The 26,216-nt window shown below is 67.0% G+C and carries 25 protein-coding genes and 1 tRNA gene; 18 read left to right on the top strand and 8 right to left on the bottom strand.

What is annotated here, in order from left to right; all coding sequences use genetic code 11:
- Positions 1-6: 6 nt before the first annotated feature.
- Both FHY06_RS32375 and FHY06_RS32370 read left to right on the top strand, forming a co-directional pair.
- Positions 7-492, top strand: coding sequence for a YajQ family cyclic di-GMP-binding protein (locus FHY06_RS32375; RefSeq protein ID WP_019658262.1), 486 nt, complete (start codon positions 7-9; stop codon positions 490-492).
- A gap of 152 nt (positions 493-644) precedes the next feature.
- The gene (locus FHY06_RS32370) at positions 645-1,289 is read left to right on the top strand and encodes a retropepsin-like aspartic protease family protein (RefSeq protein ID WP_184607455.1); all 645 of its coding nucleotides are present in this window, start codon (positions 645-647) and stop codon (positions 1,287-1,289) included.
- 115 nt (positions 1,290-1,404) lie between these two features.
- Here the strand turns inward: FHY06_RS32370 and FHY06_RS32365 are convergent, their stop codons facing one another.
- The 3 genes from FHY06_RS32365 to FHY06_RS32355 form a co-directional block, all read right to left on the bottom strand.
- Positions 1,405-1,758, bottom strand: a complete 354-nt coding sequence (locus tag FHY06_RS32365; protein ID WP_019658260.1) for a RidA family protein — start codon at positions 1,756-1,758, stop codon at positions 1,405-1,407.
- Between the two features lie 21 nt (positions 1,759-1,779).
- The gene (gene plsY / locus FHY06_RS32360; RefSeq protein ID WP_019658259.1) at positions 1,780-2,418 is read right to left on the bottom strand and encodes a glycerol-3-phosphate 1-O-acyltransferase PlsY; all 639 of its coding nucleotides are present in this window, start codon (positions 2,416-2,418) and stop codon (positions 1,780-1,782) included.
- Between the two features lie 101 nt (positions 2,419-2,519).
- The gene (locus FHY06_RS32355; RefSeq protein WP_145762105.1) at positions 2,520-3,014 is read right to left on the bottom strand and encodes an aminoacyl-tRNA deacylase; all 495 of its coding nucleotides are present in this window, start codon (positions 3,012-3,014) and stop codon (positions 2,520-2,522) included.
- Positions 3,015-3,056: 42 nt separating this feature from the next.
- Between FHY06_RS32355 and FHY06_RS32350 the strand changes: the two genes are divergently transcribed.
- A complete protein-coding gene (locus FHY06_RS32350) occupies positions 3,057-3,710 on the top strand; it encodes a hypothetical protein (protein WP_184607454.1) in 654 nt (217 codons plus the stop codon).
- A gap of 17 nt (positions 3,711-3,727) precedes the next feature.
- On the opposite strand, the gene FHY06_RS32345 is transcribed toward FHY06_RS32350, so the two are convergent.
- Positions 3,728-4,789 carry an aldo/keto reductase gene (locus FHY06_RS32345; RefSeq protein WP_019658256.1) on the bottom strand — a complete coding sequence of 354 codons (1,062 nt, stop codon included), beginning with the start codon at positions 4,787-4,789 and terminating at the stop codon, positions 3,728-3,730.
- Positions 4,790-4,927: 138 nt separating this feature from the next.
- Here FHY06_RS32345 and FHY06_RS32340 point away from each other — a divergent pair, with 138 nt between their 5' ends.
- The 9 genes from FHY06_RS32340 to FHY06_RS32300 all read left to right on the top strand — a co-directional run bounded on the left by FHY06_RS32340 (position 4,928) and on the right by FHY06_RS32300 (position 16,101).
- A complete protein-coding gene (locus FHY06_RS32340; protein WP_184607453.1) occupies positions 4,928-5,854 on the top strand; it encodes an alpha/beta fold hydrolase in 927 nt (308 codons plus the stop codon).
- Positions 5,855-6,127: 273 nt separating this feature from the next.
- Positions 6,128-8,518: a type VI secretion system Vgr family protein gene (locus tag FHY06_RS32335; RefSeq protein WP_019658254.1), complete on the top strand. Its 2,391-nt coding sequence runs from the start codon at positions 6,128-6,130 to the stop codon at positions 8,516-8,518.
- A gap of 13 nt (positions 8,519-8,531) precedes the next feature.
- Positions 8,532-8,996 (top strand): hypothetical protein, encoded by a 465-nt coding sequence (locus FHY06_RS32330; protein WP_184607452.1) that lies wholly within the window; start codon positions 8,532-8,534, stop codon positions 8,994-8,996.
- Positions 8,993-11,596, top strand: coding sequence for a DUF2169 family type VI secretion system accessory protein (locus FHY06_RS32325; protein ID WP_184607451.1), 2,604 nt, complete (start codon positions 8,993-8,995; stop codon positions 11,594-11,596). The genes FHY06_RS32330 and FHY06_RS32325 overlap by 4 nt, the downstream gene beginning before the upstream one ends.
- Positions 11,593-12,642, top strand: coding sequence for a pentapeptide repeat-containing protein (locus FHY06_RS32320; RefSeq protein WP_184607450.1), 1,050 nt, complete (start codon positions 11,593-11,595; stop codon positions 12,640-12,642). The genes FHY06_RS32325 and FHY06_RS32320 overlap by 4 nt, the downstream gene beginning before the upstream one ends.
- A 64-nt stretch (positions 12,643-12,706) precedes the next feature.
- Entirely contained in the window at positions 12,707-13,345 is a 639-nt protein-coding gene (locus FHY06_RS32315; RefSeq protein WP_019658250.1) for a DUF3540 domain-containing protein, read from the top strand.
- 41 nt (positions 13,346-13,386) lie between these two features.
- Positions 13,387-13,779, top strand: coding sequence for a DUF4150 domain-containing protein (locus FHY06_RS32310; RefSeq protein WP_019658249.1), 393 nt, complete (start codon positions 13,387-13,389; stop codon positions 13,777-13,779).
- Between the two features lie 139 nt (positions 13,780-13,918).
- Complete coding sequence (locus tag FHY06_RS32305; protein WP_184607449.1) at positions 13,919-14,752, top strand: MetQ/NlpA family ABC transporter substrate-binding protein; 834 nt, start codon at positions 13,919-13,921, stop codon at positions 14,750-14,752.
- Complete coding sequence (locus FHY06_RS32300) at positions 14,749-16,101, top strand: LLM class flavin-dependent oxidoreductase (protein ID WP_184607448.1); 1,353 nt, start codon at positions 14,749-14,751, stop codon at positions 16,099-16,101. The genes FHY06_RS32305 and FHY06_RS32300 overlap by 4 nt, the downstream gene beginning before the upstream one ends.
- A 278-nt stretch (positions 16,102-16,379) precedes the next feature.
- Here FHY06_RS32300 and FHY06_RS32295 read toward each other — a convergent pair whose 3' ends face one another.
- The 4 genes from FHY06_RS32295 to FHY06_RS32280 are packed head-to-tail and all read right to left on the bottom strand — an operon-like array spanning position 16,380 to position 19,144.
- Positions 16,380-16,730, bottom strand: a complete 351-nt coding sequence (locus FHY06_RS32295; protein WP_145761717.1) for a cupin domain-containing protein — start codon at positions 16,728-16,730, stop codon at positions 16,380-16,382.
- 24 nt (positions 16,731-16,754) lie between these two features.
- The gene (locus FHY06_RS32290) at positions 16,755-17,582 is read right to left on the bottom strand and encodes a MetQ/NlpA family ABC transporter substrate-binding protein (RefSeq protein WP_126183395.1); all 828 of its coding nucleotides are present in this window, start codon (positions 17,580-17,582) and stop codon (positions 16,755-16,757) included.
- A gap of 34 nt (positions 17,583-17,616) precedes the next feature.
- Positions 17,617-18,279: a methionine ABC transporter permease gene (locus tag FHY06_RS32285; RefSeq protein WP_019658244.1), complete on the bottom strand. Its 663-nt coding sequence runs from the start codon at positions 18,277-18,279 to the stop codon at positions 17,617-17,619.
- Complete coding sequence (locus FHY06_RS32280) at positions 18,272-19,144, bottom strand: methionine ABC transporter ATP-binding protein (RefSeq protein WP_019658243.1); 873 nt, start codon at positions 19,142-19,144, stop codon at positions 18,272-18,274. The genes FHY06_RS32285 and FHY06_RS32280 overlap by 8 nt, the downstream gene beginning before the upstream one ends.
- A gap of 251 nt (positions 19,145-19,395) precedes the next feature.
- On the opposite strand from FHY06_RS32280, the gene FHY06_RS32275 reads away from it, so the two are divergent.
- The 6 genes from FHY06_RS32275 (at position 19,396) to FHY06_RS32250 (ending at position 26,130) form a co-directional block, all read left to right on the top strand.
- Positions 19,396-20,208 (top strand): MetQ/NlpA family ABC transporter substrate-binding protein, encoded by an 813-nt coding sequence (locus FHY06_RS32275; protein WP_184607447.1) that lies wholly within the window; start codon positions 19,396-19,398, stop codon positions 20,206-20,208.
- Positions 20,209-20,400: 192 nt separating this feature from the next.
- A protein-coding gene (gene prfB / locus FHY06_RS32270) for a peptide chain release factor 2 (protein ID WP_099047499.1) occupies positions 20,401-21,505 on the top strand; the annotation gives its coding sequence in 2 pieces (ribosomal slippage) (positions 20,401-20,481 and positions 20,483-21,505; 1,104 coding nt in all).
- A gap of 5 nt (positions 21,506-21,510) precedes the next feature.
- The gene (locus tag FHY06_RS32265; protein WP_132756292.1) at positions 21,511-22,206 is read left to right on the top strand and encodes an HAD family hydrolase; all 696 of its coding nucleotides are present in this window, start codon (positions 21,511-21,513) and stop codon (positions 22,204-22,206) included.
- Positions 22,193-24,886 (top strand): aminopeptidase N, encoded by a 2,694-nt coding sequence (pepN, locus tag FHY06_RS32260; RefSeq protein ID WP_184607446.1) that lies wholly within the window; start codon positions 22,193-22,195, stop codon positions 24,884-24,886. Before FHY06_RS32265 ends, pepN begins: the two co-directional genes overlap by 14 nt.
- 133 nt (positions 24,887-25,019) lie before the next feature.
- Positions 25,020-26,030 (top strand): class 1 fructose-bisphosphatase, encoded by a 1,011-nt coding sequence (locus FHY06_RS32255; protein WP_019658239.1) that lies wholly within the window; start codon positions 25,020-25,022, stop codon positions 26,028-26,030.
- A 24-nt stretch (positions 26,031-26,054) separates the two neighbouring features.
- A tRNA-Thr gene (locus FHY06_RS32250) sits at positions 26,055-26,130 on the top strand.
- The last annotated feature ends 86 nt before the right edge of the window (positions 26,131-26,216 follow it).

Here is a 26,216-nt window from a genome sequence, read left to right as displayed (position 1 = left end):
GAGTCCATGCCGTCCTTCGATACCGTCTGCGAACCCAACCTTCCCGAGGTGAAGAACGCAGTCGAGAACACCGCCAAGGAAATCGCCACGCGCTTCGATTTCAAAGGCACGGCCGCGGCCGTCGAGCTCAAGGACAAGGAAATCACGATGATCGGAGACGCCGAGTTCCAGCTCGTCCAGGTCGAGGACATCCTTCGCAACAAGCTCACCAAGCGCAACGTCGACGTGCGCTTCCTCGACAAGGGCGACGTCCAGAAGATGGGCGGCGACAAGGTCAAGCAGGTCATCAAGATCAAGAACGGCATCGAGAGCGAGCAGGCTAAGAAGATCACGCGCGTCATCAAGGACAGCAAGCTCAAGGTCCAGGCGGCGATCCAGGGCGACGCGGTGCGCGTCACGGGCGCCAAGCGCGACGACCTGCAGGCGGCCATGGCGCTGATCAAGAAGGACGTGCCGGACATGCCCCTCACCTTCAACAACTTCAGGGACTGATAGCGGTCCTCCCCCAGGCTTGCCCACTTCGTGTGGCCGCCACCCCCCTCGCCGGGGGCAATACCGGCGGCCCGGCGGAGCCGGTTCCACGGTATTCCTGGTCTATTCGGGTCGCACGACCGATATCTGGCACTTGGAGCAGCAAGCCTCGTATGAAACATCTTCTCGTCGCAGCGCAGCTCTTCGCTGCCGCCGCCGTGGCGCACGCAGCTGGCTCGGTCACCCTGACCGGCAGCATCGGCAGCCGGGCGATCCTGATCGTGAACGGCAATCCGCCCAAGACGGTGGCGGTCGGCGAGAGCTACCAGGGCGTGAAGCTGATCTCGCTGCAGGCAGAGCAGGCCGTGGTCGAGATGGAGGGCAAGCGCGTCAACCTGCGCATGGACACGCCGGTGAGCATCGGCGGCAGTGGGGGCTCGGGCGGCGGCGGAAGCCGCGTGGTGCTGTCGGCCGACAGCCGCGGGCACTTCATGACCCAGGGCGCCATCAACGGCCGGCCGGTCACCTTCATGCTCGACACGGGCGCCACGGCCATCGCGCTGTCAGCCGACGACGCCCAGCGCATCGGACTGGACTACAGCAAGGGCCAGCGCGTGCTGATGAACACCGCCAACGGCACGGCTACCGGCTACAAGCTGCGCCTGCAGTCGGTGCGCGTGGGCGACGTGGAGGTATACGACATCGACGCCATCGTCTCGCCTCAGGGCATGCCCTACGTGCTGCTGGGCAACAGCTTCATCAACCGCTTCTCGATGCGCCGCGACGCGGACCAGATGGTCCTGGAGAAGCGATATTGATTGCTCGCCCCCAGGCTGCGCGCACTGCGTGCGCTTCGCCAACCCCCTACCGGGGGCGGGCCGGCCGCTTCGGGCGGCCGTGCGCGGCGGCCCTCGCGAAAAGAACCGTGTCGGATCAGGCCTGGGCGGCCGTCACCACGATCTCGATCTTGTAGGCCGTGTTGGCCATCTTGGCCTGCACGGTGGCGCGCGGCGGCGTGTTGCCGGCCGGGATCCAGGCGTCCCACACCTCGTTCATGGCGGTGATGTCGTTGATGTCGGCCAGGAAGATCTGCGTCATGAGGATGCGCGACTTGTCGCTGCCGGCCTCGGCCAGCAGGCGGTCGACCATGCCGAGCACCTGCGTGGTCTGGCCGCGGATGTCCTGCGTGGTGTCGTCGGGCACCTGGCCAGCGAGGTAGACGGTGCCGTTGTGCACGGCCGTCTCCGAAAGACGCGGGCCGACGTGGTAGCGGGTGATGGAAGCCATGGAGCGTGTTCTTTCTACGGTTCAGGTTGATTTCTTCTTGGAGCCGAGCTTCGACTCCGTGCCGGCGGCGAGCCGGCGGATGTTCTCGCGGTGCCGCCAGATCAGCAGCAGGCTCATGACGATGATCGCGACCAGTGCCGTGCGGTCCAGCGGCCAGGCGATGCCGCCGCCGATCAGGTAGTAGGCCGGCGCGAAGAAGGCGGCCACCAGCGACGACAGCGACGAGTAGCGGAAGAAGATCGCGATGATGAGCCAGGTGGCACCCGTGGCCAGCCCCAGCCACGGCGCGATGCCCACCAGCACGCCGGCCGCCGTGGCCACGCCCTTGCCGCCCTGGAAGCCGAAGAACACCGGGTACAGGTGTCCGAGGAACGCGGCCACGCCGGCCACCGCGGCAACGCCCTCGCCCAAGCCCCACTGAGCGCCGAACTGGTGGATCAGGAACACCGGCACCCAGCCCTTGAGCGCATCGAGCAGCAGCGTGGCGAGCGCCGCGCCCTTGTTGCCCGAACGCAGCACGTTGGTGGCGCCGGGGTTCTTGCTGCCGTAGCTGCGCGGATCGGCCATGCCGAGCGCCTTGCTCACGATGACCGCGAAGGAAAGCGAGCCGATCAGGTACGACGCCACGATGGCGATGATGGAAGGCAAGGTGAAGCTCAAGACGGCACTCCGCGGAGGGTGGTTGTTGTTCTATTCGGCGACGACCGCCTGGATGCGCGAGAGGGATCGCTGGAGGGTGAGGGACGTCGCCATGGCGGCGGCTATTCTGCCAGCGCGCATTGCACGGGCTTCGCGCCCAGCAGCGCCACGCACACCTGAGGATCGATGCCTATCAGGTAGCCGCGCCGCCCGCCGTTGAGCACGATGCGCGGCAACTCGAGGATGCTCGACTCCACGTACACCGGCATCTCGCGCCGCGTACCGAAGGGCGAAGTGCCGCCCACCATGTAGCCGCTGTGCCGCTGCGCCACCTCGGGCTTGCAGGGCTCGACCGACTTGGCGCCGATCTGGCGCGCGAGATTCTTCGTCGACACCGTGCGGTTGCCGTGCATCAGCACGATCAGCGGCCTGGCGTCCTGGTCCTGCATCACCAGCGTCTTGATGACGGTGAACGGGTCCAGCCCCAGCATCTCGGCGCCGCGCTGGGCGCCGCCGTGCTCGACGTATTCGTAGGGATGCTCGGTGAAGGCGATCTTGTGCGCGCGCAGCAGCTGCGTGGCGGGTGTCTCGGAGGTGTGGGCGCTTTTCTTGGCCATCTGGGTGGCAACTTCTGGTTCAGGATCACTTCAGAAAATCAGATGCGCCGCAGCAAGAATCTGCCGCACCACATCGAACTCGCTCGAGCCATGCAGCATACGCCAGCCCCGGCGGACGCGATTTCGCTTCCTCCGTTGCGCCGCGCTGCCCTCACGGCGCTCGTGCTGATGGTCGCGGCGATGCACGCGGCGGTGCTCTGGCTGCTGGTGGTTGCGACAAAGCCGCATGGACGCATCGTCGGTACGGCGGAACGCATCGTCGTGGAAATGGTGCGGGCACAGCCTCCCGCAAAAGCGGTGGCGCAATCGCCGCATTCCACATCGTCGCAGCGCCCTGCCGTCAGGCGTCCCCCGCAATCCGCTCGCGCCAGATCGATCCCCGCTCCCGAGACACCGGTCGCCGCTGCTGCGCCGTCACAAGCCGAAAGCCAGGCGTCCCCGCCGCCGCTGATCCTCCACTCGGAAAGCACGCGCCGCGCCCTGCGCGACATCGGCCGTGAACGCTCCTTCGCCGAACGGGCCGCCGAGGACCTCGACGGCAGCCCGCGCTCGGGCTTCGACTCCAGGCTCGGCGCGGGCGTCGCAGGCGCCGCGCGCGGCGCCTGCAGGAAGGGCGAGTTCAAGGGCGGCGGCATGGGCCTGCTGAGCCTGCCTGCCCTCGCGCTGGCCGCAGCGAACGGCGAATGCGCCCGCTGACGGATCAGGAACCAGGATCAGGCCGCCGGATCGCGGATGTCCCAGCGGATCTTGTCGATCTCGGCCAGGATTTCCGGCGACAGCGTGGTGCCGTACACGTCGAGGTCTTCTTCCAGCTGCGCCAGCGAAGTCACGCCGATGATCGTGCTCGCGACCTGCCACTTGGTGTAGCAGAAGGCCAGCGCCAGCTGCGTGGGCGTCAGGCCGTTGTCTCGGGCCAGCTGGTTGTAGCGCTTCGCGGCACGCAGCGAATCGGGGCGGCCCCAGCGTTGCTTGCGCACCGATTCGTAGCTCGAGATGCGCGCACCCTTCGGCGCATCGGGCCCTTCGATGCCACTCTGGTCGTACTTGCCGGTCAGCAGGCCGAAAGCCAGCGGCGAGTAGGCCAGCAGCGACACGCCCAGCCGGTGCATCGTTTCGTCGAGCCCGTTCTCGTGGCCGCGGCTGATGAGGTTGTAGACGTTCTGCACCGTCGCCACGCGCGGCAGGCCGTGTTGTTCGGCGAGCCGCACGAACTCGTGCACGCCGTAGGGCGTTTCGTTCGACAGGCCGATGGCGCGCACCTTGCCCGCCTTCACCAGCTTGCCGAGCGCCTCGAGCTGCTCGTGGATGGAGGTCTTCGAGGTTTCCTTGGACGGGTCGTAGTAGATGTTGCCGAAGGCGGGCACGTGGCGTTCGGGCCAGTGGATCTGGTAGAGGTCGATGACGTCGGTGCGCAGCCGCTTCAGGCTGCCGTTGCACGATGCCTCGATGTCCGCAGCCGTCATGCCGCTGCCTTCGCGCACCCAGGGCATGCCGCGCGAGGGGCCCGCCACCTTGGTCGCGACCACCAGCTTCTGGCGCGCGCCGGGGTTGGCAGCGAACCAGTTGCCGATGATGGTCTCGGTGACGGAGTAGGTTTCCTTGCGCGCGGGCACCGAGTACATCTCGGCGGTGTCGATGAAGTCGATGCCCCGCTCCAGCGAGCGGCTCAGGATGGCATGGGAGGTGGGCTCGTCGACCTGTTCGCCGAAGGTCATCGTGCCGAGGCAGATCGGGGTGACGTGCAGGTCGCTTTGACCGAGTTGGATCTTTTTCATGCGCGGGATGCTACCGCCGCGCCCCACGGCCCGCTGGCCGCTGCGCCAAAACCCGAGCGCGATGCGCCCGTGCACGGCCCCAGCCGCTGTCCTGTGCCGGACTGCGTCAGTACAAAGGCCTCCTTATCATCGGCGCCCATGTACCAAGCCCTCCGCCCCTCCCGCAGCGAATTCGTGCCCGTGCGCAACCTCAGCTACCACGTGCGCCTGTGGGGCCAGCCCTCCGACGAGCGCCCGCCGCTGGTGCTGGCCCACGGCTGGATGGACGTGGCGGCCTCATGGCAGTTCGTGGTCGACGCGATGGAGGAAGAGCACTTCATCATCGCCCCCGACTGGCGCGGCTTCGGCCTCACTGACGGCGGCGGCGTCGACAACTACTGGATGGCCGACTACCTGGCGGACCTCGAATGGCTGCTCGACCACTACGCGGGCGAAGGCGACGATGCCAGGCAGGTCGACCTCGTCGGCCACAGCATGGGCGGCAACGTCGCCATGCACTACGCCGGCGTGCGGCCGCAGCGCATCCGCCGCCTCGTCAACCTCGAAGGCTTCGGCATGCCCGCGCGCAAGCCCGAAGAGGCGCCCTCGCGCTACGGCCAGTGGATCGACGAACTCAAGCGCCTGCACCGCGGCGAGATGGCGCTGGCCGGCTACTCGGCCGTGGACGGCGTGGCCCGCCGCCTCATGAAGACCAACCCGCGCCTCACGCCCGACAAGGCCACCTGGCTCGCGAGCCACTGGTCGGTGAGCCACGCGCAGCCCGACGGCAGCGAGCGCTGGCAGATCCTGGGCGACGCGGCGCACAAGATCGTCAACGCCCACATCTTCCGTGTCGACGAGACGCTGGCCCTCTATTCGCGCATCACCGCGCCGCTGCTGATGGTGGAGGCCTCCGACGACAGCCTGCACGGCTGGTGGAAGAACCGCTACACCCTCGACGAATTCCACGAGCGGCTGAAGTCGGTGGGCAACGTTCGCATCGAGCGGCTGGAGGACGCGGGGCACATGCTTCATCACGATCAGCCGCGGATCGTGGCTCGGATGATCGAAGAGTTCATCGCCTGAGGAAGCGGGCAGCGGCCCGCTCCCCGCTCCCCTCTTTACGCACGCGCGGCGCAGCATCACGGCCGGCGCGGCCGTTGGCCTGCTACTTGCAAAGAAAGCCTCACGTCGCTTCGTTGGCACAACGATGAGGCAGACCGTGGTGCGCTTGTGTGCACGGGCGAGCAAACGTTTCACACCTAAGTTCGCAAACGCGGCCTGCGGGTGCTCGCGCGGTGGTCGATGCTGGTGCAGCCGGCATCGTCTTGGGGGTTCTTGAGCCAAAGGGAGTCTCGAATGACCAGAGTCGTACGCGCCCACACACCGCTGGGCGAAGAGCAGCTCATGTTCCGCTCCATGAGCGGCACGGAGGGACTGTCGCAACTGTTCGAATTCGAGGTCGACCTGCTGAGCCCGAGCATGTCGATCGACATGAAAGCAGTGCTCGGCAAGCCTCTGGCGCTCGAGATACAGACGGCCGGGGAACCGCGCTTCCTCAACGGCCAGATCGTCCGCTTCACCATGATCGGCAAGGAAGGCGACACCTCGCGGCACATCGTCTACCGGGCAAGCGTGCGGCCCTGGCTGTGGTATCTCACCCGCAGCAGCGACTGCAAGATCTTCCAGAACAAGTCGGTGGTCGAGATCCTCGAGGAGGTGTTCGCCGACTACGGCTTCGCTTTCGAGAAGCGGCTCAGCTGCAGCTACCGGCAGTGGGAGTACTGTGTGCAGTACCAGGAGACCGACTTCGCCTTCGTCAGCCGGCTGATGGAGCACGAAGGCATCTACTACTTCTTCGAGCACGGCAAGAGCCAGCACACGCTGGTGCTGGCCGACGACATCGGCGCGCATGGGCCGCTGCCGGCCTATCCGAAGATCAGCTACCTCGCCACCGACCGCGACCTCGCGCCGTTCCAGGAAGTGATCGATCAATGGCAGGTCACGGAGGAAATCCGCCCGGGCAGCTACGTGGTGGACGACTTCGATTTCAAGAAACCGCGCGCCGACCTCATGAACGTGCGAAACCAGCCGCGCGGCGGCGATCATGGCCAGTACGAGATGTACGAATGGCTCGGCGGCTTCAGCGAGTCGGAGCAGGGCGAGCACTACGCGCGCATCCGCCTCGAGGAGGCGCAGGCCCAGGCCGAGCGCGACACCGGCCACACCAACGTGCGCGGCATGGCGCCCGGCTACCGCTTCACCATGCAGAACTGCCCCCGAGAAGACGACAACCGCGAGTACCTCGTGGTGTCGGTCGCCTATGCGCTGCGCGAAGGAGGTTATGCGAGCGGCAGCGAGGCTGCCTCCTACAGCTTCGACTTCGCGGTGCAACCCGCCAGTTGCGCCTTCCGAGCACCGCGCGTGACACCCATGCCGCGGGCCAACGGCCCCCAGACGGCCACCGTGGTGGGCAAGGCAGGGCAGGAGTTCTGGGTCGACCAATACGGCCGCGTAAAGGTGCAGTTCCGCTGGGACCGCTACGGCAGGAGCGACGAGAACAGCTCGTGCTGGGTGCGCGTGTCCAGCGCATGGGCCGGCTCGAACTACGGCGCCGTGAACCATCCCCGCCGGGGCCAGGAAGTGGTGGTCGACTTCATTGGGGGACACCCCGACCGGCCGATCATCATCGGCCGCGTCTACAACGCCGACCAGATGCCGCCGCTGGAACTGCCGGCCAACGTCACGGTCAGCGGCTTCGTCAGCCGCAGCAGGGACGGCTCGGCCGCCAACGCCAACGAGTTCATCCTCGACGACGCGCCGGGCTGCGAGCTGGTGCGAATCCACGCCGAGAAGGACTTCGAGATCGACGTGGAGAACGACCTGAGGATCCACGTCGAGAACGATGAGACCGAGACCATCGACGGCCACCGCAACAGCCACGTGCTGAAGACCGACACGCTCACCGTCGACGGCACGCGCGACACCATCATCAAGAAGAAGGACACCGCCGAGTACCGCAACGGCTCCAAGCTCACCGTCTCGGGCGCGCTCACCGAACATTTCTTCGACAACCGCATCGAGACCACCACCAGGCTCGGTTCGAAGGAGACGGTGCTCAGCGGCCAGTCGGAGGTCGTCGTCAATGCGGGCCTGCGCCACGAGACCTTCGACAAGGGGCTGCTGGTCGACGTGAAGGAGGGCATGGACGAGGAGATCCACACCGGCGACTCGATACTCAAGACGCTCGCCGGCAACCGGCAGGAAACCTACCAGACCGGCTGGCAGCGCACCGTGGTGGGCGGCGGCGGGAAGGACAACATCAAGGGCGGCCTGGAGGAAACCATCGAGACCGGCGACCACAATTCGACCGTTTCGGCCGGCAACTACCACGGCAAGGCGCAGAAGGTGACCATCGAGGCCACGGCGGGCGACGTCGACATCAAGGCCAGCGGCGACTTCACCTTCGAGGGCAACCACGTCAAGCGCGTGAACCGCGTGCTGCTGTGGGACTGGTCGCCCACGGCCGTGGTGGCCACCGGTCTGTCGAGCGCGACCTACGGCGTGAACAACAGCAACGCCGGCCTCACGCTCACGAGCAACATCAAGAAGATGGACGCCACCGCGCAGATCATGAACATGTACGCGCACCAGGCCAACTTCGGCTCGGTGAGCTTCTCGAACGTCGTCGCCGAACAGCACGCCGGCGGCTTCTGGGGCGCCCTCAAGGGTTTCGTGCTCTTCGGATGAGCGCTCAGACCGGATGCCGGATGTCTCCTTCACGATCTGGTGGGTGCTGGCACCGCTGCTTGCATGGCTGGTGTTCACCTTATGCGTCACGCTCGTGCGCGAGCGCCGCCGGCGCGCCGTGCGACTCGTGCGCATGCGCAGGGCTGCCGACATGCTCGCGAACGGGACGCCCGCCATGGCGCTGGTGATGTCCCTCTCCGACACCGGCCAGCGCCGTTCGGGCGAAGGCACCACGTGGGCGATCGCGAAGCTGCATCTTCGGGTTCATGCCGTGGCAGGCAGCCAAGCCTTCGACGTCGACCAGACCACCGCCATCGCCATGCCCGAGCTGGCCGAGCACGCGGCCGGAAAGACCCTCGCCGTGCGCTTCGACCCGGTGAGCCGTGAAGTCGTGCTCGAGCGCCGCAGCACCGCCCCGGGCTACCACGGCGACGACCTCACCCGCCTTCGCCCATCACCGGAGGCCACAGGCCGATGAAGACCGTCAAACCCTTGCGCCTGGGCATCCTGACGCGGCCGTATCGCTGGCAGGGCGTCGACCAGCTCGGCGTAGCCGTCACGGCACTCGCCAGCCTGGAAGCGGAACCGAAGCTCCTGGCCGACCAGGAGTTGTGGCAGACCGTCGGAGAGGAAATCGGCGGCATGGGCGTGTTCGACATGGGCGTGCCCAAGTCCGTGCCAGAAGTGCTGGCGAGCGGCCACGCCTACACCCGCCACCAGCAGGACAAGACCGAATGCGCCGTGCACCTGCGCATCGCCGGCCTGGATAAGTCCCTGCACGTATCCGGAGACCGCTACTGGCTCGACGGCCGTCTGAGCGAGCCGCAGCCCTTCGAGGCGATGCCGCTGGACTGGGCGCATGCCTATGGCGGGCCGGGCGTGCCGGAAAACCCGGGAGGCATCGGGGCGTTCGACGAGACGATCAACGGCGTGCACACCCGCCGCGCGCCCAACGTGGAAGCCGTTCACGGTCGGGTGCGCTCGCGCGGGCAGGAGGTAGCGCCCGCCAGCTTCGGCCCGGTGCCCATCGACAGCCCCCAGCGCATGGCCCTCATGGGCAGCAGTTACGGGCAGCACTGGCTGGATAGTCACTTCCCCGGCTTCGCTCCGGACATGGACTGGCGCTTCTTCAACGCCGCGCCCGAAGACCAGCGCTTGCCGGCCCTGCAGGAACTGCCGCCCGGTGCTCCTTACGAGATCCTCAACATGCACCCGCACAAGCCGGTGCTCGCCGGCACCCTTCCCGACTGGCGCGCGCGCTGCTTCGCGAGCTTCGAGAAGGACGGCAACGGGCTGAGCGAAATCGCCCTGCGGCTGACCACCGCTTGGTTCTTTCCGCATCGCGAGCGCGTGGCGCTCGTCTGGCACGGTGTGCTGCCGGTGCGCGAGGACGACGCGGCGGACGTGCGGCACATCATGCCGGCGCTGGAGTTGTCCCGGCAGCCGCGCACGGCCCAGCACTACCAGTCGGTGCTGCTCCAGCGGCTGGACACCGCCCGCGGCAGCCTGCTCGCCTTTCGCGACAGCGACCTCGCCCCGAAGGAGATCCTCGGCGACTGGAGCGCCCTTGACGCACCCGACCCGATGCAGCGGCCACTGCTGCGCAACCTTCGCGCCGGGCAGCTGCGCGAACACGAGAAACGGCGCGCGGAACTCGTCGCACTTGGCGTGGACCCAGACAGATACCTGCCGCCCCCCCTGCCCCCGGCCGCACCGCTGCCCTTCGACGAAGTGCCCGAGCATTTCGAGCGCATGCAGGGAGAAATGATGGAAGCCCGAAACAGACTCGAGGCAGAAAGCGCGCGGATGCGCCGTAGGCAGGAAAACGAGATCGACCCCGCCCTGCTCCACAAGAGCCGCGAACAGCCGCAACGCTTCGATCCGGATGCGCTCATCCGGCAGCTCGACCAGCTCGCCGCAACGCCGGCCGCCTCCCCAGCCACCCCGGACCCGGCCCCCGCGCTCATGCCCGCCGGAACCAGGGAGCGGATGACGGTGCAGATCAGACAGGGTTACCTCCACGGCGCCCACCTCTTCGACCCCGCGCCGCCGATGCCTTCGTTCCGCTCGGCAAAGCAGCGCAGGCAATTGGCGGCGGCAGCTCCGGGCGAGCGCGATTTCCGGAACATGCGGCTCGTCGGTGCCGACCTCTCGGGCATGGACCTGAACGGCGCCGATTTTTCCGGCGCCGCCCTCGAGGACGCCAACCTCGAGGGAGCCCAGCTCGCGAACGCCAACTTCAACGGCGCGGTGCTGGCGCGCGCCAGGCTGGCCCGCGCCTCGCTGCCCAATGCGACCCTGCGCAACACCAACCTCGGCGGCGCGCAATGCGAGTTCGCGGATTTCTCCGGCGCCGACATGAGCGGAGCCAATTGCGAAAAGGCGCGCTTCGTGTCGTGCAACATGGCCAACACCACGTTCGCCCAGACGCGCCTGGGCGAATGCGAGATCAGCCGGTGCGACTTCCGCGGCGCCGATTGGCACCAGGTGTTCCTCACGAAGCTGCGCATGAACAGCATCGCCTTCGATGGAGCATCTTTCAGGCAGGTGGTGTGGCTCGAATGCACGCTGGCGAACGTGCGCTTCGTCAACGCGTCGCTGGTGCGCTGCGGCTTCGTCACCACCGACTGCAGCCTGTCGACCGACTTCTCCGACGCACGGCTAGACGCATGCAGCTTTGCGCACGGCAGCACGCTCGCCGGGGCCGTGCTGCGCCGCTGCGTGCTCTGGCATTGCGGGCTGCGCACCACGCCGCTGACGCGCGCGGACCTGGCTAATGCACGCCTGGACAACTGCGACTTCTCCGAATGTGCGCTGCAGGAGGCCAACCTGGAGCGGCTCATCGCCGGCGAAAGCCTCTTCGTGCGGGCCGACCTCACCGGCGCCATTCTGCGCGGCGCCAACCTCATCGATGCCAACTTCTCCAAGGCGGTCTTCACGCAGGCCGACCTGAGCGGCGCCAACCTGTTCCGTACCGACGTGTCTCAAAGCCTGATCGACGGCACCACGCATCTGCTCGGCGCCTACACGCGGCACGCCCGAACCTTGCCCGCGCGACGCGCCTCCGCCGCCGAATGACCCGCGATGAACTCGTCGACAAGGTCCGCCACGGCATCCAGGTCGGCAGCGCCGACTGCAGGGAATGGGACTTGAGCGGCCTCGACCTCTCGGGCGCGATGATGGACGACGTCGACTTCAGCGGCGCGAACTTCTCGCACGCCAACCTCGAGGGCAGCTCGCTGTCGCATTGCACGCTGTCGGGCTGCGACTTCTCCTTCGCTCGCCTGAAGGAAGTGCAGTTCTTCCGCAGCCGCATGGACGCCGCGCGCTTCGAGACTACCGAGCTGGAAGGAGCCTCTTTCGCCGAATGCCACGCGGCGCGGGCCAGCTTTGCGCAGGCCGGGCTCGACCTCGTCAGGTTCTTTCGCTGCGAACTGACCGAGAGCCGGCTTGGGACGCCCCGCTTCGAACGAGCGAGCTTCATCGAGTCGCAGCTCGGGCAGGCAGATTTCAGCGGCGCGGTGCTGGCCTACGTGACCTTCCTGCGGCTCGACCTGAGGACTGCCGTCTTCCAGGGCGCGTCGGCCATGAACGCGATGTTCCTGGAGTGCGACGTGAGCGGCCAGCGCTTCGCAGGCCTTTCGCTGCCCATGTGCCAGTTCACCGACAGCCGCATGGACGAAGCCGACTTCGGCAGCGCCACGCTCACCCAGGCCAACTTCAAGGGCGCGACGCTGAAGCGGGCGAACTTTTCCAACGTGGATGCGTGCCAGGCCTTGTTCGCTGAGGCCGACCTTGGCGACGCCGACTGCAGCGGCGGACGCTTCGACCAGTCGATCTGGGTGGAGGCCCTGCTGGAGCGCACCGACTTCTCTGGAGCTCGCCTGCCTCTTTGCGTGTTCCATCGAGCACGCTGCGCCGGCGCGAACTTCCGCGACGCCGCGATGCAGGATGCCGACCTCTCGTACGCCGACCTGAGCGGCGCCGACCTCGGCGGCGCGCACTTCCTGCGCACCCGCCTGCATCGCGCGCAGCAGCAAGGCACCCGGTTTTCCAGCCGCGCCGGAATCATCGAGAACGAGCCCGAGCTTTTCCAGGCACAGGCCTGGTCCGGCCCGCATTGAACCCTGTCTCCGAACGCCCGCTTTTCCGAGAAACACATCCACCAACCTCGAAAAGGAATAAGCCATGAATGTCGTTCCACTGCGCCCCGGCCTCGCAACGACCGCCACCCCGGTCCATTTCGTCGGCCGGCTGACGGCCTCGCTGCCGGATTCCGAATTCGAGGTGGAAGACGAACACGGGGAAAGCTGGCGCTGCCGCCGAGCGGCCAGTTGCCTGCTGAGGCCCGAGGCGGGCGATACGGTGCTGCTCTCGGGCCCCGACAGCGCGCGGGTGTACCTGATCGCCGTGCTCGAACAGGTCGACAGTTCGGTCAGCCGGCTCGATGCGGCCGGTGCGCTGTCGATCGAGAGCCCGGCCGGCCTGCGGCTTAGCAGCGGGGCGGAGCTGCAGATGCGGGCCGCGCAATGGAACCTGCAGGCCGACAGCGGCCAGTGCCGCGTCGACGACATGCGCTTCACGGGCCAGGCGCTCGACGCCACGGTGGGCCGGCTGCGGCTGGTCGGCCAGGTCTTCGAATCGGTAGCGGACCGCGTGGTGCAGATGGCGCGCAGGGTACTGCGCGTGGTGGACGAGACCGAGCAGGTCCGCGTCGGCCATCTCGACTGCGAAGCCGGCGGCACGGCACGCATGCACGCCCGGCACACCGTGGTCACGGCCAGCGATCTCGTCAAGGTCGATGCCACGCAGATCCACATGGGCTGACCCATCCGCCGCCCGCCTTCATTGCCGAAAGGAGCACCGCCATGTTCGCCAACTGCCAGCTGATGGGAATGGACCTCGCCTTTCCCGACGTCTGCAAGACGCCGCCCGCCGCGATGGCGCCCATCCCATACCCCAACATGGCGTTCGGCCCCACGGCCGTGCCGAACGCCTGGAACATCCTCTTCATGTGCATGCCCGCACACAACATGGCGACCACCACGCCGATCACGCTGGGCGACACCACCGGCGCGGGCGGCGGCATCGTCTCGCAGACCTTCATGAGCCAGTCGCGGCACGTGACGGGTGCGTTCACCGTGCTGGTCAAGGGCACGCCGGCCACGCGCATGACCAGCCTGAGCACGCAGAACCGGGGCAACATGGTGGGCATGCGCATCGTGCCCAGCCAGTGCAAGGTGATGATCCTCTCACCCTGAAGCCCCGGGGCCGCCGGAACCGGGCCGGCATCCCATATCCGGCCAGCGGATAAGGAAGCGCGCAAATCTTCGTTCGCCTCCCGGGCATCGCGCCCTAGAGTGCCCAACTCCTTTCCGCCGTCCCCCTGGAGTTGTCGTCATGTCTTCCTCTTCGCGCGCGCCGTGCTGGCTGCGCCGCTTCGCGCCCCTGCTCGGCGGATTCGCCCTGAGCCTGGCGGCGCAGCTTTCCGCCCACGCCGCCGACCTGCGCGTGGGCTTTATGCCCGGTCCTTACCGCGACGCCTTCACCAACGGCATCGAGCCCCAGCTGAAGAAGCTGGGCTATACCGTGAAGTACGTCGAGTTCAGCCAGGGCGTTCAGCCCAACGACGCGGTCGAGCGCGGCCAGATCGACGCCAACATCTTCCAGCACACGCTGTACCTCAACGCCACCAACAAGCAGCAGGGCTTCGACCTGGTGCCGGTGGTGCACGTGCCGACGCCGCCGATGGGTCTCTATTCGCAGCGCCACAAGTCGCTCGACGCGGTGCCCGACGGCGCCACGGTCACACTGCCCTCCGATCCGGTGAATGCGGCGCGCGCGCTCAACATCCTCGCGGGCATCGGCTGGGTGACGCTCAAGCCGGGCGTGAGCCCGATCTCGGTGTCGGAGCGCGACATCGTCACCAATCCCAAGCGCCTGAAGCTGGTGCCGCTCGAGGCCGCGCAGGCCCCGCGCTCGCTGGCCGATGCGGACATTGCCGCGGTCCAGGGCAACTTCGCGATCGCGTCGGGCCTGAAGCTCACCGAGGCGCTGAAGCTGGAGAGCATGACGCTGCCCTACGTGAACGTGGTCGCCGTCAAGCGCAGCAACGAGAACGCGAAGTTCGCGCAGGACATCGCGGCGGCCTACCAGTCGGCGGAGTTCCAGCGCTTCTTCAGGGCCAACCCGGCATGGGCCGGCTACCGGCTGCCCGACTACTTCTCCCAATGAGCGTTTCGAACAAGACCGCGCCGCGGCAGCTGCACCTCAACGTCAACATCCTCCATTCGGGCTTCGTGCCCTCGGCGTGGCGCCTGCCGGAGAGCGATCCGCAGGCGTTCGCCGACATCCGGCACTACGTCCGCACCGCGCAGATCGCCGAGGCAGGCAAGCTCGACGCGGTGTTCCTCGCGGACAACGCGGCCATCGTCGACCAGATCCACTTCCGCCCGATCACAGCGCTGGAGCCCACGGTGCTGCTGGCCTGCGTGGCCGCGGCCACCACGCACATCGGCCTGATCGCGACCGCCTCGACCAGCTACAACGAGCCCTACAACATCGCCCGCCGCTTCGCGACGCTCGACCACGTGAGCGGCGGCCGTGCGGGCTGGAACGTGGTGACCACGGCCGACCTGCCCTCGGCGCGCAACTTCGGCCTCGATGCGGTGCCCGACCATGCGAAGCGCTATGCGCGCGCCTCGGAGTTCACCGACATCGTGAAGGCGCTGTGGGACAGCTGGGAGGACGACGCCTTCGTCGGCGACAAGGCCAGCGGCAGCTTCATCGACACGGCCAAGGTGCACGCAATCGCGCATCGCGGCGAACACTTCGCGGTACAGGGGCCGCTGAACCTGCCGCGCTCGCCGCAGGGGCACCCGGTGCTGGTGCAGGCCGGAGCCTCGGCCGACGGGCGCGAGCTGGCGTCGCGCCATGCGGAGGCGGTGTTCTCCGCCTCGCAGTCCTTCGAGGAATCGCTGGCATACGCACGAGCGCTCAAGACCCGCGCCGCGGAGCTGGGCCGCGGCCCCGACGCGGTGAAGGTGCTCGCAGGCCTGACCACCATCGTCGGCGCCACCGAGGCCGAGGCCGTCCGCCGGCGCGACGAACTGGTCGACCTGATCCCGTGGGACTACAGCCTGACGCGCATCGCGGGCACCCTGGGCATCACGCTCGACCGGCTGAAGCTCGACGAGCGCCTGCCCGACAACCTGCCGCTGCCCGCCAACGGCAACGGCAACCACACCTTCTTCAACGCGGTGGTCGCGGCCGGCCGCACGCACGGCTACACGGTGCGCCAGCTGATCCGTGAGCTCGCGGGCGGCGGCGGGCACCGCGTGGTCGTGGGCACGCCGGAGCAGATCGCGGACGACATCGAACGCTGGTTCAGGGCCGGTGCGGCGGACGGTTTCAACCTGATGCCCGATGCGCTGCCGCACGGGCTGCAGGATTTCGTCGACGGCGTTGTGCCGATCCTCCAGAAGCGCGGGATTTTCCGCACGGAGTACGCGGGGCGCACGCTGCGCGATCACCTGGGGCTGGAACGGCCCGCGGGTCGAGCGGCACAGAGGCTGGCGGCCTGAAGAAGGCCTGTTGTTCAGGGAGAGATCACACCGACGGGGCGCCTTGCTCCGCGAATGTCCCCCGGCCTGCGGCCTCCCCCTTTGTTTCGCTGCGCAAGGCACCCCGTCGTCGTGATCGATGAGCGCTGCAGTCGAACCGCCGGCACCAGCAGAGCGCCCATTTGCACAGGGCATCGGGTGCTCCCAGTAGCGAAATAAAGGAGCAGGGCCGCAGGCCCGGGGGACATTCGCGGAGGGGAGTACCCGGCGGCCTGGGCACGCGCCCCGGACCGCTCGCCTCACTCTTCGTCGGCGTCGTTTCCAGTGAGGGCCAGGACTTCCTCGACGAAGGCCTCGAACAGCGGCAGCGAGGCCGGCAATCCTTCGAGCGATTCGGCTTCACCCGCATCGAAGAAGTGCGCCTTGCCCGTTGGAATGGCAGCCCACTCACCGGCTTCGAGCAGCAGGCCGATGTAGCCCTCGTCGGTGGGCAGATAGAAGAGCCCCGCGCTATCAAGCACGCGCTGACCCTTCTTCTTGCCGCGCCCCCAGCTCACGCCCTGCCCGGCCAGGTGTTCGGTGATCCAGCCGTCGCACACATGCGTGTCGCGCCAGCTTCCCTGAGCATCGAATACGGCCAGAACGGGCATGGGGAGCCTTTCTTGAAAGGAGGATTACTGCAGGAAGCTGGGCTTGGCGTAGCCCTGGAACTTGCTGTCGACCACCGCCTTGAACTCCTTCGAGCGGTAGGCATCGGCGATGTCCTTGGCCCATTGGGTGTTCTTGTCGGCGGTCTTCACGGCGACCACATTCAGGTAGTAGTCGGGCGTCTTTTCGAGCACCACGGCTTCGGTGAGCTTCAGGCCCGAGGAGATCGCGAAGTTGCCGTTGACGATGGCGTACTCGGTATCGCCGAGCGAGCGCGGCAGCTGGGCGGCTTCGAGCGGAATGAACTTCAGCTTCTTCGGGTTCTCGGCCACGTCCTTCTCGGTGGCGCGCAGCGGATCGATGCCGGTCTTCAGAGTGAGCAGCTTGTTCTGCTCCAGCAGCACCAGCGCGCGGGCCAGGTTGCTCGGGTCGTTCGGCAGCGTCACGCGATCGCCTTCCTTCACGTCGGCCAGCGTCTTGCGCTTGGTCGAGTACACGCCCATCGGCGCGATCGGGCCCTGCACCAGTTCGGCGAGGTCGAGCTTCTGGTCGGCCGCGAACTTCTTCAGGTAGACCTGATGCTGGAAGAAGTTGGCGTCGAGCGAACCCTGGGCCAGCGCGAGGTTGGGCTGGACGTAGTCGTTGAACTCGACCAGCTTCACCTTGTAGCCCTTCTTCTCGAGGATGGGCACGATGCCCTGCTTGAGCTGATCGGCGTTGGAGCCGGCGGTGCCGCCGATCACCAGGTTCTTCTTGGCGGGGTCTTGCGCATGGGCCTGCAGCGAGAGGCCGCCCAGCGAAAGGGCTGCCAGCGACAGGGCGAGAACGGAACGGCGCAGGAAAACGGTCTTCATGAGATTGGAAAAACGAGAGAGGAAGAAAGAAAGATCAACGCTTGTCGAGCCTGCGTGCCGTGGCGTTGCCGGCGAATTGCAGGATCTGTACCAGCACGACGAGCAGCGCCACGGTGAGCACCATCACGTCGGTCTGGAAACGGTAGTAGCCATAGCGGATGGCCAGGTCGCCGATGCCGCCGCCGCCCACCACGCCGGCCACGGCCGAATAGGAAAGGAAGCTCACGGCCAGCACGGTCAGCGCCAGCACCAGGCCCGAGCGGGCCTCGACCAGCAGCACGCGCCAGACGATCTGCAGCTCGGTCGCGCCCATGGCGTGTGCCGCCTCGATCACGCCGCGCGGCACTTCGCGCAGGCACTGGTCGACCAGCCGCGCCAGGTAGGGAATGGCCGCGAACGACAGCGGCACCGCGGCCGCCAGCGGCCCGATCGAGGTACCCGCGATCACCCGCGTGAACGGCACCAGCGCCACCAGCAGGATGATGAAGGGGAACGAGCGCACCGTGTTCACCAGCCAGTTGAGCACCAGGAACGCCGGCTTGTTCTCCAGCGACTGGCCCGGCCCCAGCAGGAACAGCAGGATGCCCAGCGGACCGCCGATCAGCACGGCCGCCGACAGGCCGATGGCCAGCATCAGGAAGGTCTGGCCGGTGGCGACCCAGAGCTCCGGGAGGATGGGGGCGATGTTCTCAAACATAGGCCAGCTCCTGCGCGCCCGCCTGGGCGGACGGTTGCGCCGCGCGGGATTCGCGCGCATCGCGCTCGCGGCGGCGCACCAGCTCGTCGATCTCGCGGCCCAGCGCGGTCTTGCGTTCTGCCTCGCCGGCCGCATCGACCGCGAACTGCTCCACCAGCCGACCCTTTTCAAGAATGGCCACGTTGCGGCACAGCACCTCGACCACCGACAGCTCGTGCGTGACGATCACGATGGTCACGCCGATCTTCTGGTTGATGTCGCGCAGCGTCTCCAGCAGGGAGCGTGTGGTTTCGGAGTCGAGCGCCGAGGTGGGCTCGTCGCACAGCAGCACCTGCGGGCGCGGCGCCAGCGCGCGGGCGATGGCCACGCGCTGCTTCTGGCCGCCGGAGAGCTGGGCCGGGTAGGTGTCGATCTTCTCCGCCAGGCCGACCAGGGCCAGGCACTCGCGCACGCGCGCGTCGATCTCGGCCTTGGAGTGGCGGCCGTGGATCTTCAGCGGGAAGGCCACGTTGTCGAACACCGTGGCGTTCTGCAGCAGGTTGAACTGCTGGAAGATCATGCCGATGTTCTGGCGCGTGTCGCGCAGCTCGCTGCGCGAGAGCGTGGTGAGGTCGCGCCCGCCGACGAAGACGCGGCCCGCGTCGGGCCGCTCCAGCAGGTTGATGAGGCGCAGCAGCGTGGACTTGCCGGCGCCGCTCTTGCCGATCAGGCCGAACACGTCGCCCTGCTGGATGTCGAGCGACAGCGACTGCACGGCGTCGAACACCTCGCCGTTGGGCAAGGCGAAGGATTTCTGCACCGATTGGAGACGGATGACTGGCGCCGCGTGATCGCCGCGGCCCTGGTCAGGCGTAGGGTGGGTCATGGAGAAGAAGCGCGGCCCGCGCGGGTGGCGCAGGTCGCGAGGTTCGCAAAAAGGTGCCGAGTATGAAAAGAAACGCAGCGAAAGGGAACGAACAAATCGGCGCTTGCTTATGCACCAAAACACATAAGGGCGCACCCTACACCGCTTTCCGTCGCCATATGGGCCATATGGATATGAGCATTGGTTCGTTCCCTTCGGCATCGGGCAATGCCACATTCGCGCCTTCGTTTTTTTTCGATTCGCGCAAGCACATGCATACCAATTTCCGCCGCCGTACCTTCGCCCTCGCCACCCTGGCAGCCGCCCTCCTCGCAGGCTCCGGCGCATTCGCGCAGGACAAGAACTCGATCAAGGTCGGCGTCTCCGTCGGCAACGGCGAGCAGATCTTCGAGGTGGTCAAGAAGGTCGCCGCCAAGGAGGGCCTGAACATCCAGGTCGTGGTGTTCAACGACTACCAGCTGCCCAATGCCGCCCTGGCCTCGGGCGACCTCGACGCCAATGCCTTCCAGCACCAGCCCTTTCTGGACAACCAGAACAAGGCGCGCGGCTTCGACATCGTGCCCGTGGGCCTGACCATCACCGCGCCGCTGGGCTTCTACTCGCGCAAGATCAAGTCCATCGACCAGCTGCCCGACGGCGCCTCGGTCGGCATCCAGAACGACCCGTCCAACGGCAACCGCGCCCTGCTGCTGCTGCAGTCGGCAGGCCTCATCACGCTGAAGCCCGAGGCGGTGAAGAACAACAACGCCACCCCGCTGGACGTGGTGACCAACCCCAAGAAGCTGAAGCTGGTGGCCCTCGACGCCGCCCAGCTGCCGCGCTCGCTGGACGACCTGACCATCGCCTCCATCAACAACGACTACGCCGAGAAGGCCGGCCTGTCGCTGAACAAGGACGCGGTGATCAAGGAATCGCCCAAGAGCCCCTACGCCAACCTGATCGCGGTGCGCCGCGCCGACAAGGACAAGCCCTGGGCCAAGCGCCTCGTGGCGGCCTACCAGTCGCCGGAGGTGAAGAGCTTCATCGAGACGCAGTTCAAGGGATCGCTGGTTCCGGCGTTCTGAATCCGGTCTTTCTCCCTCCCCCGCTGGGGGAGGGCCGGGGTGGGGGCAAGCGGCGCTCGCATGGAACGCTCTGCCCGCCCCCCATCCGCCCTTCCCCCAGAGGGGGAAAGGAGCAATACGGTGCCCTCCTCGGCGGAACACCGGAGCATGAGAAAATGCCCGGTTTCCCCCCGAACACAGTCAGGACACCCCATGGACGCAGAACAGATCAACCAAATCGGCGCGATGCTCGCGGACCTGAGCGCCCGGACGGTCGATTTACGGAGGTATCTTTGACTACGATGCCAAAGCCGAACGCCTGAGGACGGTCAACGCATCGCTCGAAGATCCCAACGTCTGGAACGACCCGAAGAAGGCCCAGGAACTGGGCAAGGAAAAGAAGTCGCTCGACGACGTGGTCGTCACGCTCGACCGGCTCACCAGCGGACTGGCCGACAACACCGAGCTCTACGAGATGTCGAAGGAAGACGGCGACATCGCCGGCCTGCAGGCCATCGCCGATGACGCCGCCGCGCTCGAAGCCGACATCAAGCAGCTCGAATTCCGCCGGATGTTCAACAACCCGGCCGACCCGCTGAACGCCTTCATCGACATCCAGGCCGGCGCTGGCGGCACCGAGGCCTGCGACTGGGCCAGCATGCTGCTGCGCCAGTACACGAAGTACGCCGAGCGCAAGGGCTTCAAGGCCCAGCTCGAGGACGAAACCCCCGGCGACACCGCCGGCATCAAGAGCGCCACCATCAAGGTCGAAGGCGACTACGCCTTCGGCCTGCTGCGCACCGAGACCGGCGTGCACCGCCTGGTGCGCAAGTCGCCCTTCGACTCCTCGGGCGGGCGCCACACCAGCTTCGCCAGCATCTTCGTCTACCCGGAGATCGACGACTCCATCGAGATCGAGATCAACCCGGCCGACGTGCGCACCGACACCTTCCGCGCGAGCGGTGCCGGCGGCCAGCACATCAACAAGACCGACTCGGCCGTGCGCCTGACGCACATCCCGACCGGCATCGTGGTGCAGTGCCAGGACGGCCGCAGCCAGCACAGCAACCGCGACGTGGCCTGGAAGCGCCTGCGCTCGCGCCTGTACGACCACGAGATGCGCAAGCGCCAGGAAGAACAGCAGAAGCTGGAAGACAGCAAGACCGACGTGGGCTGGGGCCACCAGATCCGCAGCTACGTGCTGGACAACAGCCGCATCAAGGACCTGCGCACCAACGTCGAGGTCTCGGCCACGCAGAAGGTGCTCGACGGCGACCTCGACGTGTTCATCGAGGCCTCCCTCAAGCAGGGCGTGTGATACCGATGAGCCTGCAAAGCCTGAAGGGTGGCAAGGTCGAAGCCTTCATCTTCGACATGGACGGCACCATGATCGACTCCATGCCCTGGCATGCGCGGTCGTGGGTCGAATTCGTGGCGCGCCACGGCCTGAAGCTCGACGTGAGCGACATCCTCGCGCGCACCACGGGCCGCACCGGCGCCGAGTGCATGCGCGAACTGTTCCAGCGCGAGCTCTCCGACGAGGAGTGCCTGGCACTGGTGCACGAGAAGGAAGAGATCTACCGCGCGATGTTCAGCGACAACTTCACCGAGGTGGCGGGCTTCACGGCCTTCGCCAAGGCGGCGGTTGCGCGCGGCTTGAAGGTGGCCGTCGGCACGGCCGGCGACCGGCACAACATCGAGTTCGCCATGTCGCGCCTGAAGATGGACCCGCTGCCGCTGGCCATCGTGGGCGGCGACGAGGGTTTCACCGGCAAGCCCACGCCCGCCATCTTCCTGGAAGCCGCGCGCCGCATCGGCGTTGCGCCCGAGCGCTGCATCGTCTTCGAGGACGCCCCCTTCGGCATCGAGGCCGCCCGCCGCGGCGGCATGCGCGCCGTGGCCGTCTGCAGCACCCATACCGCCGCCGAGCTGGCGGGCCCCCATGTGATCGCCGCGGTTCGCGACTACGACGAACTCGCCCATTCGAAATTTCTGGAGACCCTCGATGCTGCTACGTGACGCACAAGGCCAACCGCTCGCCATCCGCCGCGAAGACTACGCCGCTCCGGCCTACTGGATCGACACCGTCGACCTGACCTTCGACCTCGACCCCGCCAAGACCCGCGTGCTCAACCGCATGCAGATGCGCCGCAACCCCGAGGCGCCGGTGCAGCCGCTGCGCCTGGACGGCGACGAGCTGAACCTGGCGCGCGTGCTGGTCAACGGCCAGGGCGCGTCGTTCCGCATGGAGGGCGACCAGCTCGTCATCGACGGCCTGCCCGACAGCTTCGAGCTCGAGATCTTCACCACCTGCTGCCCCATCAAGAACACCAAGCTGATGGGCCTGTTCGTGAGCGAGGACACCTTCTTCACGCAGTGCGAGGCCGAGGGCTTCCGCCGCATCACCTACTTCCTCGACCGTCCGGACGTGATGGCGAGCTACACCGTCACCCTGCGCGCCGCCAAGGCCGCGTACCCGGTGCTGCTGTCGAACGGCAACCTCGTCGAACAAGGCGAGCTGCCCGAGGGCCGCCACTTCGCGAAGTGGGTCGACCCGTTCAAGAAACCCAGCTACCTGTTCGCCCTGGTGGCGGGCAAGCTGGTGGCGCGCGAGCAGCGCATCAAGGCGCGCAGCGGCAAGGAACACCTGCTGCAGGTGTACGTGCGCGCCGGCGACCTCGACAAGACCGAGCACGCGATGAATTCGCTCATCAACTCGGTGCTGTGGGACGAGGCCCGCTTCGGCCTGCCGCTGGACCTCGACCGCTTCATGATCGTCGCCACCAGCGACTTCAACATGGGCGCCATGGAGAACAAGGGCCTGAACATCTTCAACACGAAGTACGTTCTGGCCAACCAGGCCACCGCCACCGACGCCGACTACAGCAACATCGAGAGCGTGGTCGGCCACGAGTACTTCCACAACTGGAGCGGCGACCGCGTGACCTGCCGCGACTGGTTCCAACTCTCGCTGAAGGAAGGCCTCACCGTCTTCCGCGACCAGGAATTCAGCCAGGACCTGTGCGCCGACGCATCGGCACGCGCCGTCAAGCGCATCGAGGACGTGCGCGTGCTGCGCACCGCCCAGTTCCCCGAGGACGCAGGCCCCATGGCCCACCCGGTGCGGCCCGACAGCTACATCGAGATCAGCAACTTCTACACCGTCACCATCTACGAGAAGGGTGCCGAGGTGGTGCGCATGATGCAGACGCTGGTCGGCCGCAAGGGCTTCGAGAAGGGCATCACGCTCTACTTCGAGCGCCACGACGGCCAGGCCGTGACCTGCGACGACTTCGCGCAGGCGATCGCCGACGCCAACCCTGAATCGGAACTCGCACGCCTGCTGCCCCAGTTCAAGCGCTGGTACAGCCAGGCCGGCACGCCGCGCCTCGCCGCCCACGGCGTGTACGACGCGCAGAACCGCAGCTACACCCTGAGCGTGGTGCAGAGCTGCCCGCCCACGCCGGGCCAGCCGACCAAGGAGCCGTTCGTCATTCCGGTGAACATCGGCCTGCTCGACGCCAGCGGCCGCGAACTGCCGTTGCAGCTCGAAGGCGAAAGCGACGTGACGCGCGGCACCCGCACCCTGGTGCTGTCGCGCGCCGGCGAGCAGATCACCTTCGTGGGCCTCGACGCCGAGCCGGTGCCCTCCATCCTGCGCGGTTTCAGCGCACCGGTGATCCTCGACTTCGAGTACACCGATGCCCAGCTGCTGACCCTGCTGGCCAACGACCCCGATCCGTTCAACCGCTGGGAAGCCGGCCAGCGCCTTGGCCTGCGCGCCGCGCTGAACGGCATTGCCGCGCTGGCCACCGACACCACGCCAGTGCTGAACGACGCGTACATCGACGCCATGCGCAGCGTGCTGCGCAACCCGCAGCTCGACGCCGCCTTCAAGGAACTGGTGCTCACTCTGCCGTCGGAAACCTACATCGCCGAGCAGCTCGACGTGGTCGATCCGCAGCGCGTGCACCTGGTGCGCGAAGCCATGCGCGCCCAGCTGGCCACCGCCCTCTTCGCCGACTGGCAATGGGCGTACGAGGAGAACCACGACACCGGCGCCTACAGCCCCGATCCGACCTCCTCGGGCCGCCGCGCGCTGGCGGGCATGGCGCTCAATTTCCTGTGCCTGGCGGCGCGCTCCTCGGGCGACGTCGTGTGGCCGGGCAAGACGCTGCAGCGCTTCAAGGACGCGGGCAACATGACCGACCGCTTCAACGCGCTCAACGCCTTGGTGGCGTCGGGCCACACGCTGGCGGCGCAGGCGCTCGCTCGCTTCCACGCCATCTTCAAGGACGAGGCGCTGGTCATCGACAAGTGGTTCTCGCTGCAGGCCGGCGCGCCCGACCGCGGCGGCGACATCCTGCCGCTGGTGAAGCAGCTGATGAAGCACCCCGACTTCTCGCTGAAGAACCCGAACCGCGCGCGCAGCGTGATCTTCAGCTACTGCAGCGCCAACCCCGGTGCCTTCCACCGCCCCGACGCGGCCGGCTACGTGTTCTGGAGCGAGCGCGTGATCGAGCTCGACGCCATCAACCCGCAGGTCGCCGCCCGCCTCGCACGCGCGCTCGACCGCTGGAGCAAGCTGGCCGAGCCGTACCGCAGCGCCGCGCGCGAAGCCATTGCCCGCGTGGCGGCCAAGCCCGACCTGAGCAAGGACACGCATGAAGTCGTGACCCGAGCCCTGGCAGGAAACTGAGCACACCCCCAAGGCTGCGCGCACTTCGCGTCGCTTCGCCACCCCCCTTGCAGGGGGCAACACCTGCGGCCCGGCAAAGCCGGTTCCGCGGTGTTTCGCGAACAGACCCTCAACATTGCATAGGACAGATCCCATGGCCCAGAAGATTTCCCTCACCCGCTATCTCGTCGAACAGCAGCGCGCCGACGGCCTCATTCCCGGCCAGCTGCGCCTGCTGCTCGAAGTGGTCGCGCGCGCCTGCAAGAGCATCAGCCAGGCCGTCAACAAGGGCGCGCTGGGCGGCGTGCTCGGCACGGCCGAGAGCGAGAACGTGCAGGGCGAGATCCAGAAGAAGCTGGACATCATCGCCAACGAAGTGCTCATCGAGGCCAACGAATGGGGCGGCCATCTCGCGGCCATGGCCAGCGAGGAAATGGACAGCATCTACGTGGTGCCGAACCGCTACCCGCAGGGCGAATACCTGCTCATGTTCGACCCGCTCGACGGCAGCAGCAACATCGACGTGAACGTCAGCATCGGCACCATCTTCAGCGTGCTGAAGAAGCCCGACGACCACCCCGGCGTGCAGGAAGCCGACTTCCTGCAGGCGGGCACCCAGCAGGTGGCCGCCGGCTACTGCATCTACGGCCCGCAGACCACCCTGGTGCTGACAGTGGGCAACGGCGTGGCCATGTTCACCCTCGACCGCGAACAGGGCAGCTTCGTGCTGACGCAGGAAGACATCCAGATCCCGCCCGACACCAAGGAATTCGCGATCAACATGAGCAACATGCGCCACTGGGACGAGCCCGTGAAGCGCTACATCGACGAATGCCTGGCCGGCAAGGAAGGCCCGCGCGGCAAGGACTTCAACATGCGCTGGATCGCCAGCATGGTCGCCGACGTGCACCGCATCCTGATGCGTGGCGGCGTCTTCATGTACCCGTGGGACAAGCGCGAGCCCGAAAAGGCCGGCAAGCTGCGCCTGATGTATGAGGCCAACCCAATGAGCTGGCTGGTCGAGCAGGCAGGCGGCGCCGCCACCAACGGCAAGCAGCGCATCCTGGACCTGCAGCCCACCAAACTGCACGAGCGTGTGAGCGTGATGTTGGGTTCTAGAAACGAAGTAGAGCGTTTGACGCAGTACCACGCCGAGAAGGCCTGATTTTTGGCTATAATCTGAGGCTTCGCCGGTGTAGCTCAGTCGGTAGAGCAGCTCATTCGTAATGAGAAGGTCGGGTGTTCGATTCATCTCTCCGGCACCAAATCAAAAGCCCCGCTATTTTTTCGATAGCGGGGCTTTTTGTTTGCGGCTCTGAAGCCTTCCAGACGATGGGCCCCTCAATGCGGG

Source organism: Variovorax atrisoli (genome assembly GCF_014195185.1).
In the GTDB taxonomy this organism is placed as follows: domain Bacteria; phylum Pseudomonadota; class Gammaproteobacteria; order Burkholderiales; family Burkholderiaceae_C; genus Variovorax; species Variovorax atrisoli.
Note: the sequence above shows the minus strand (reverse complement) of the source record. Positions and strands in the feature narration are given on the sequence as shown.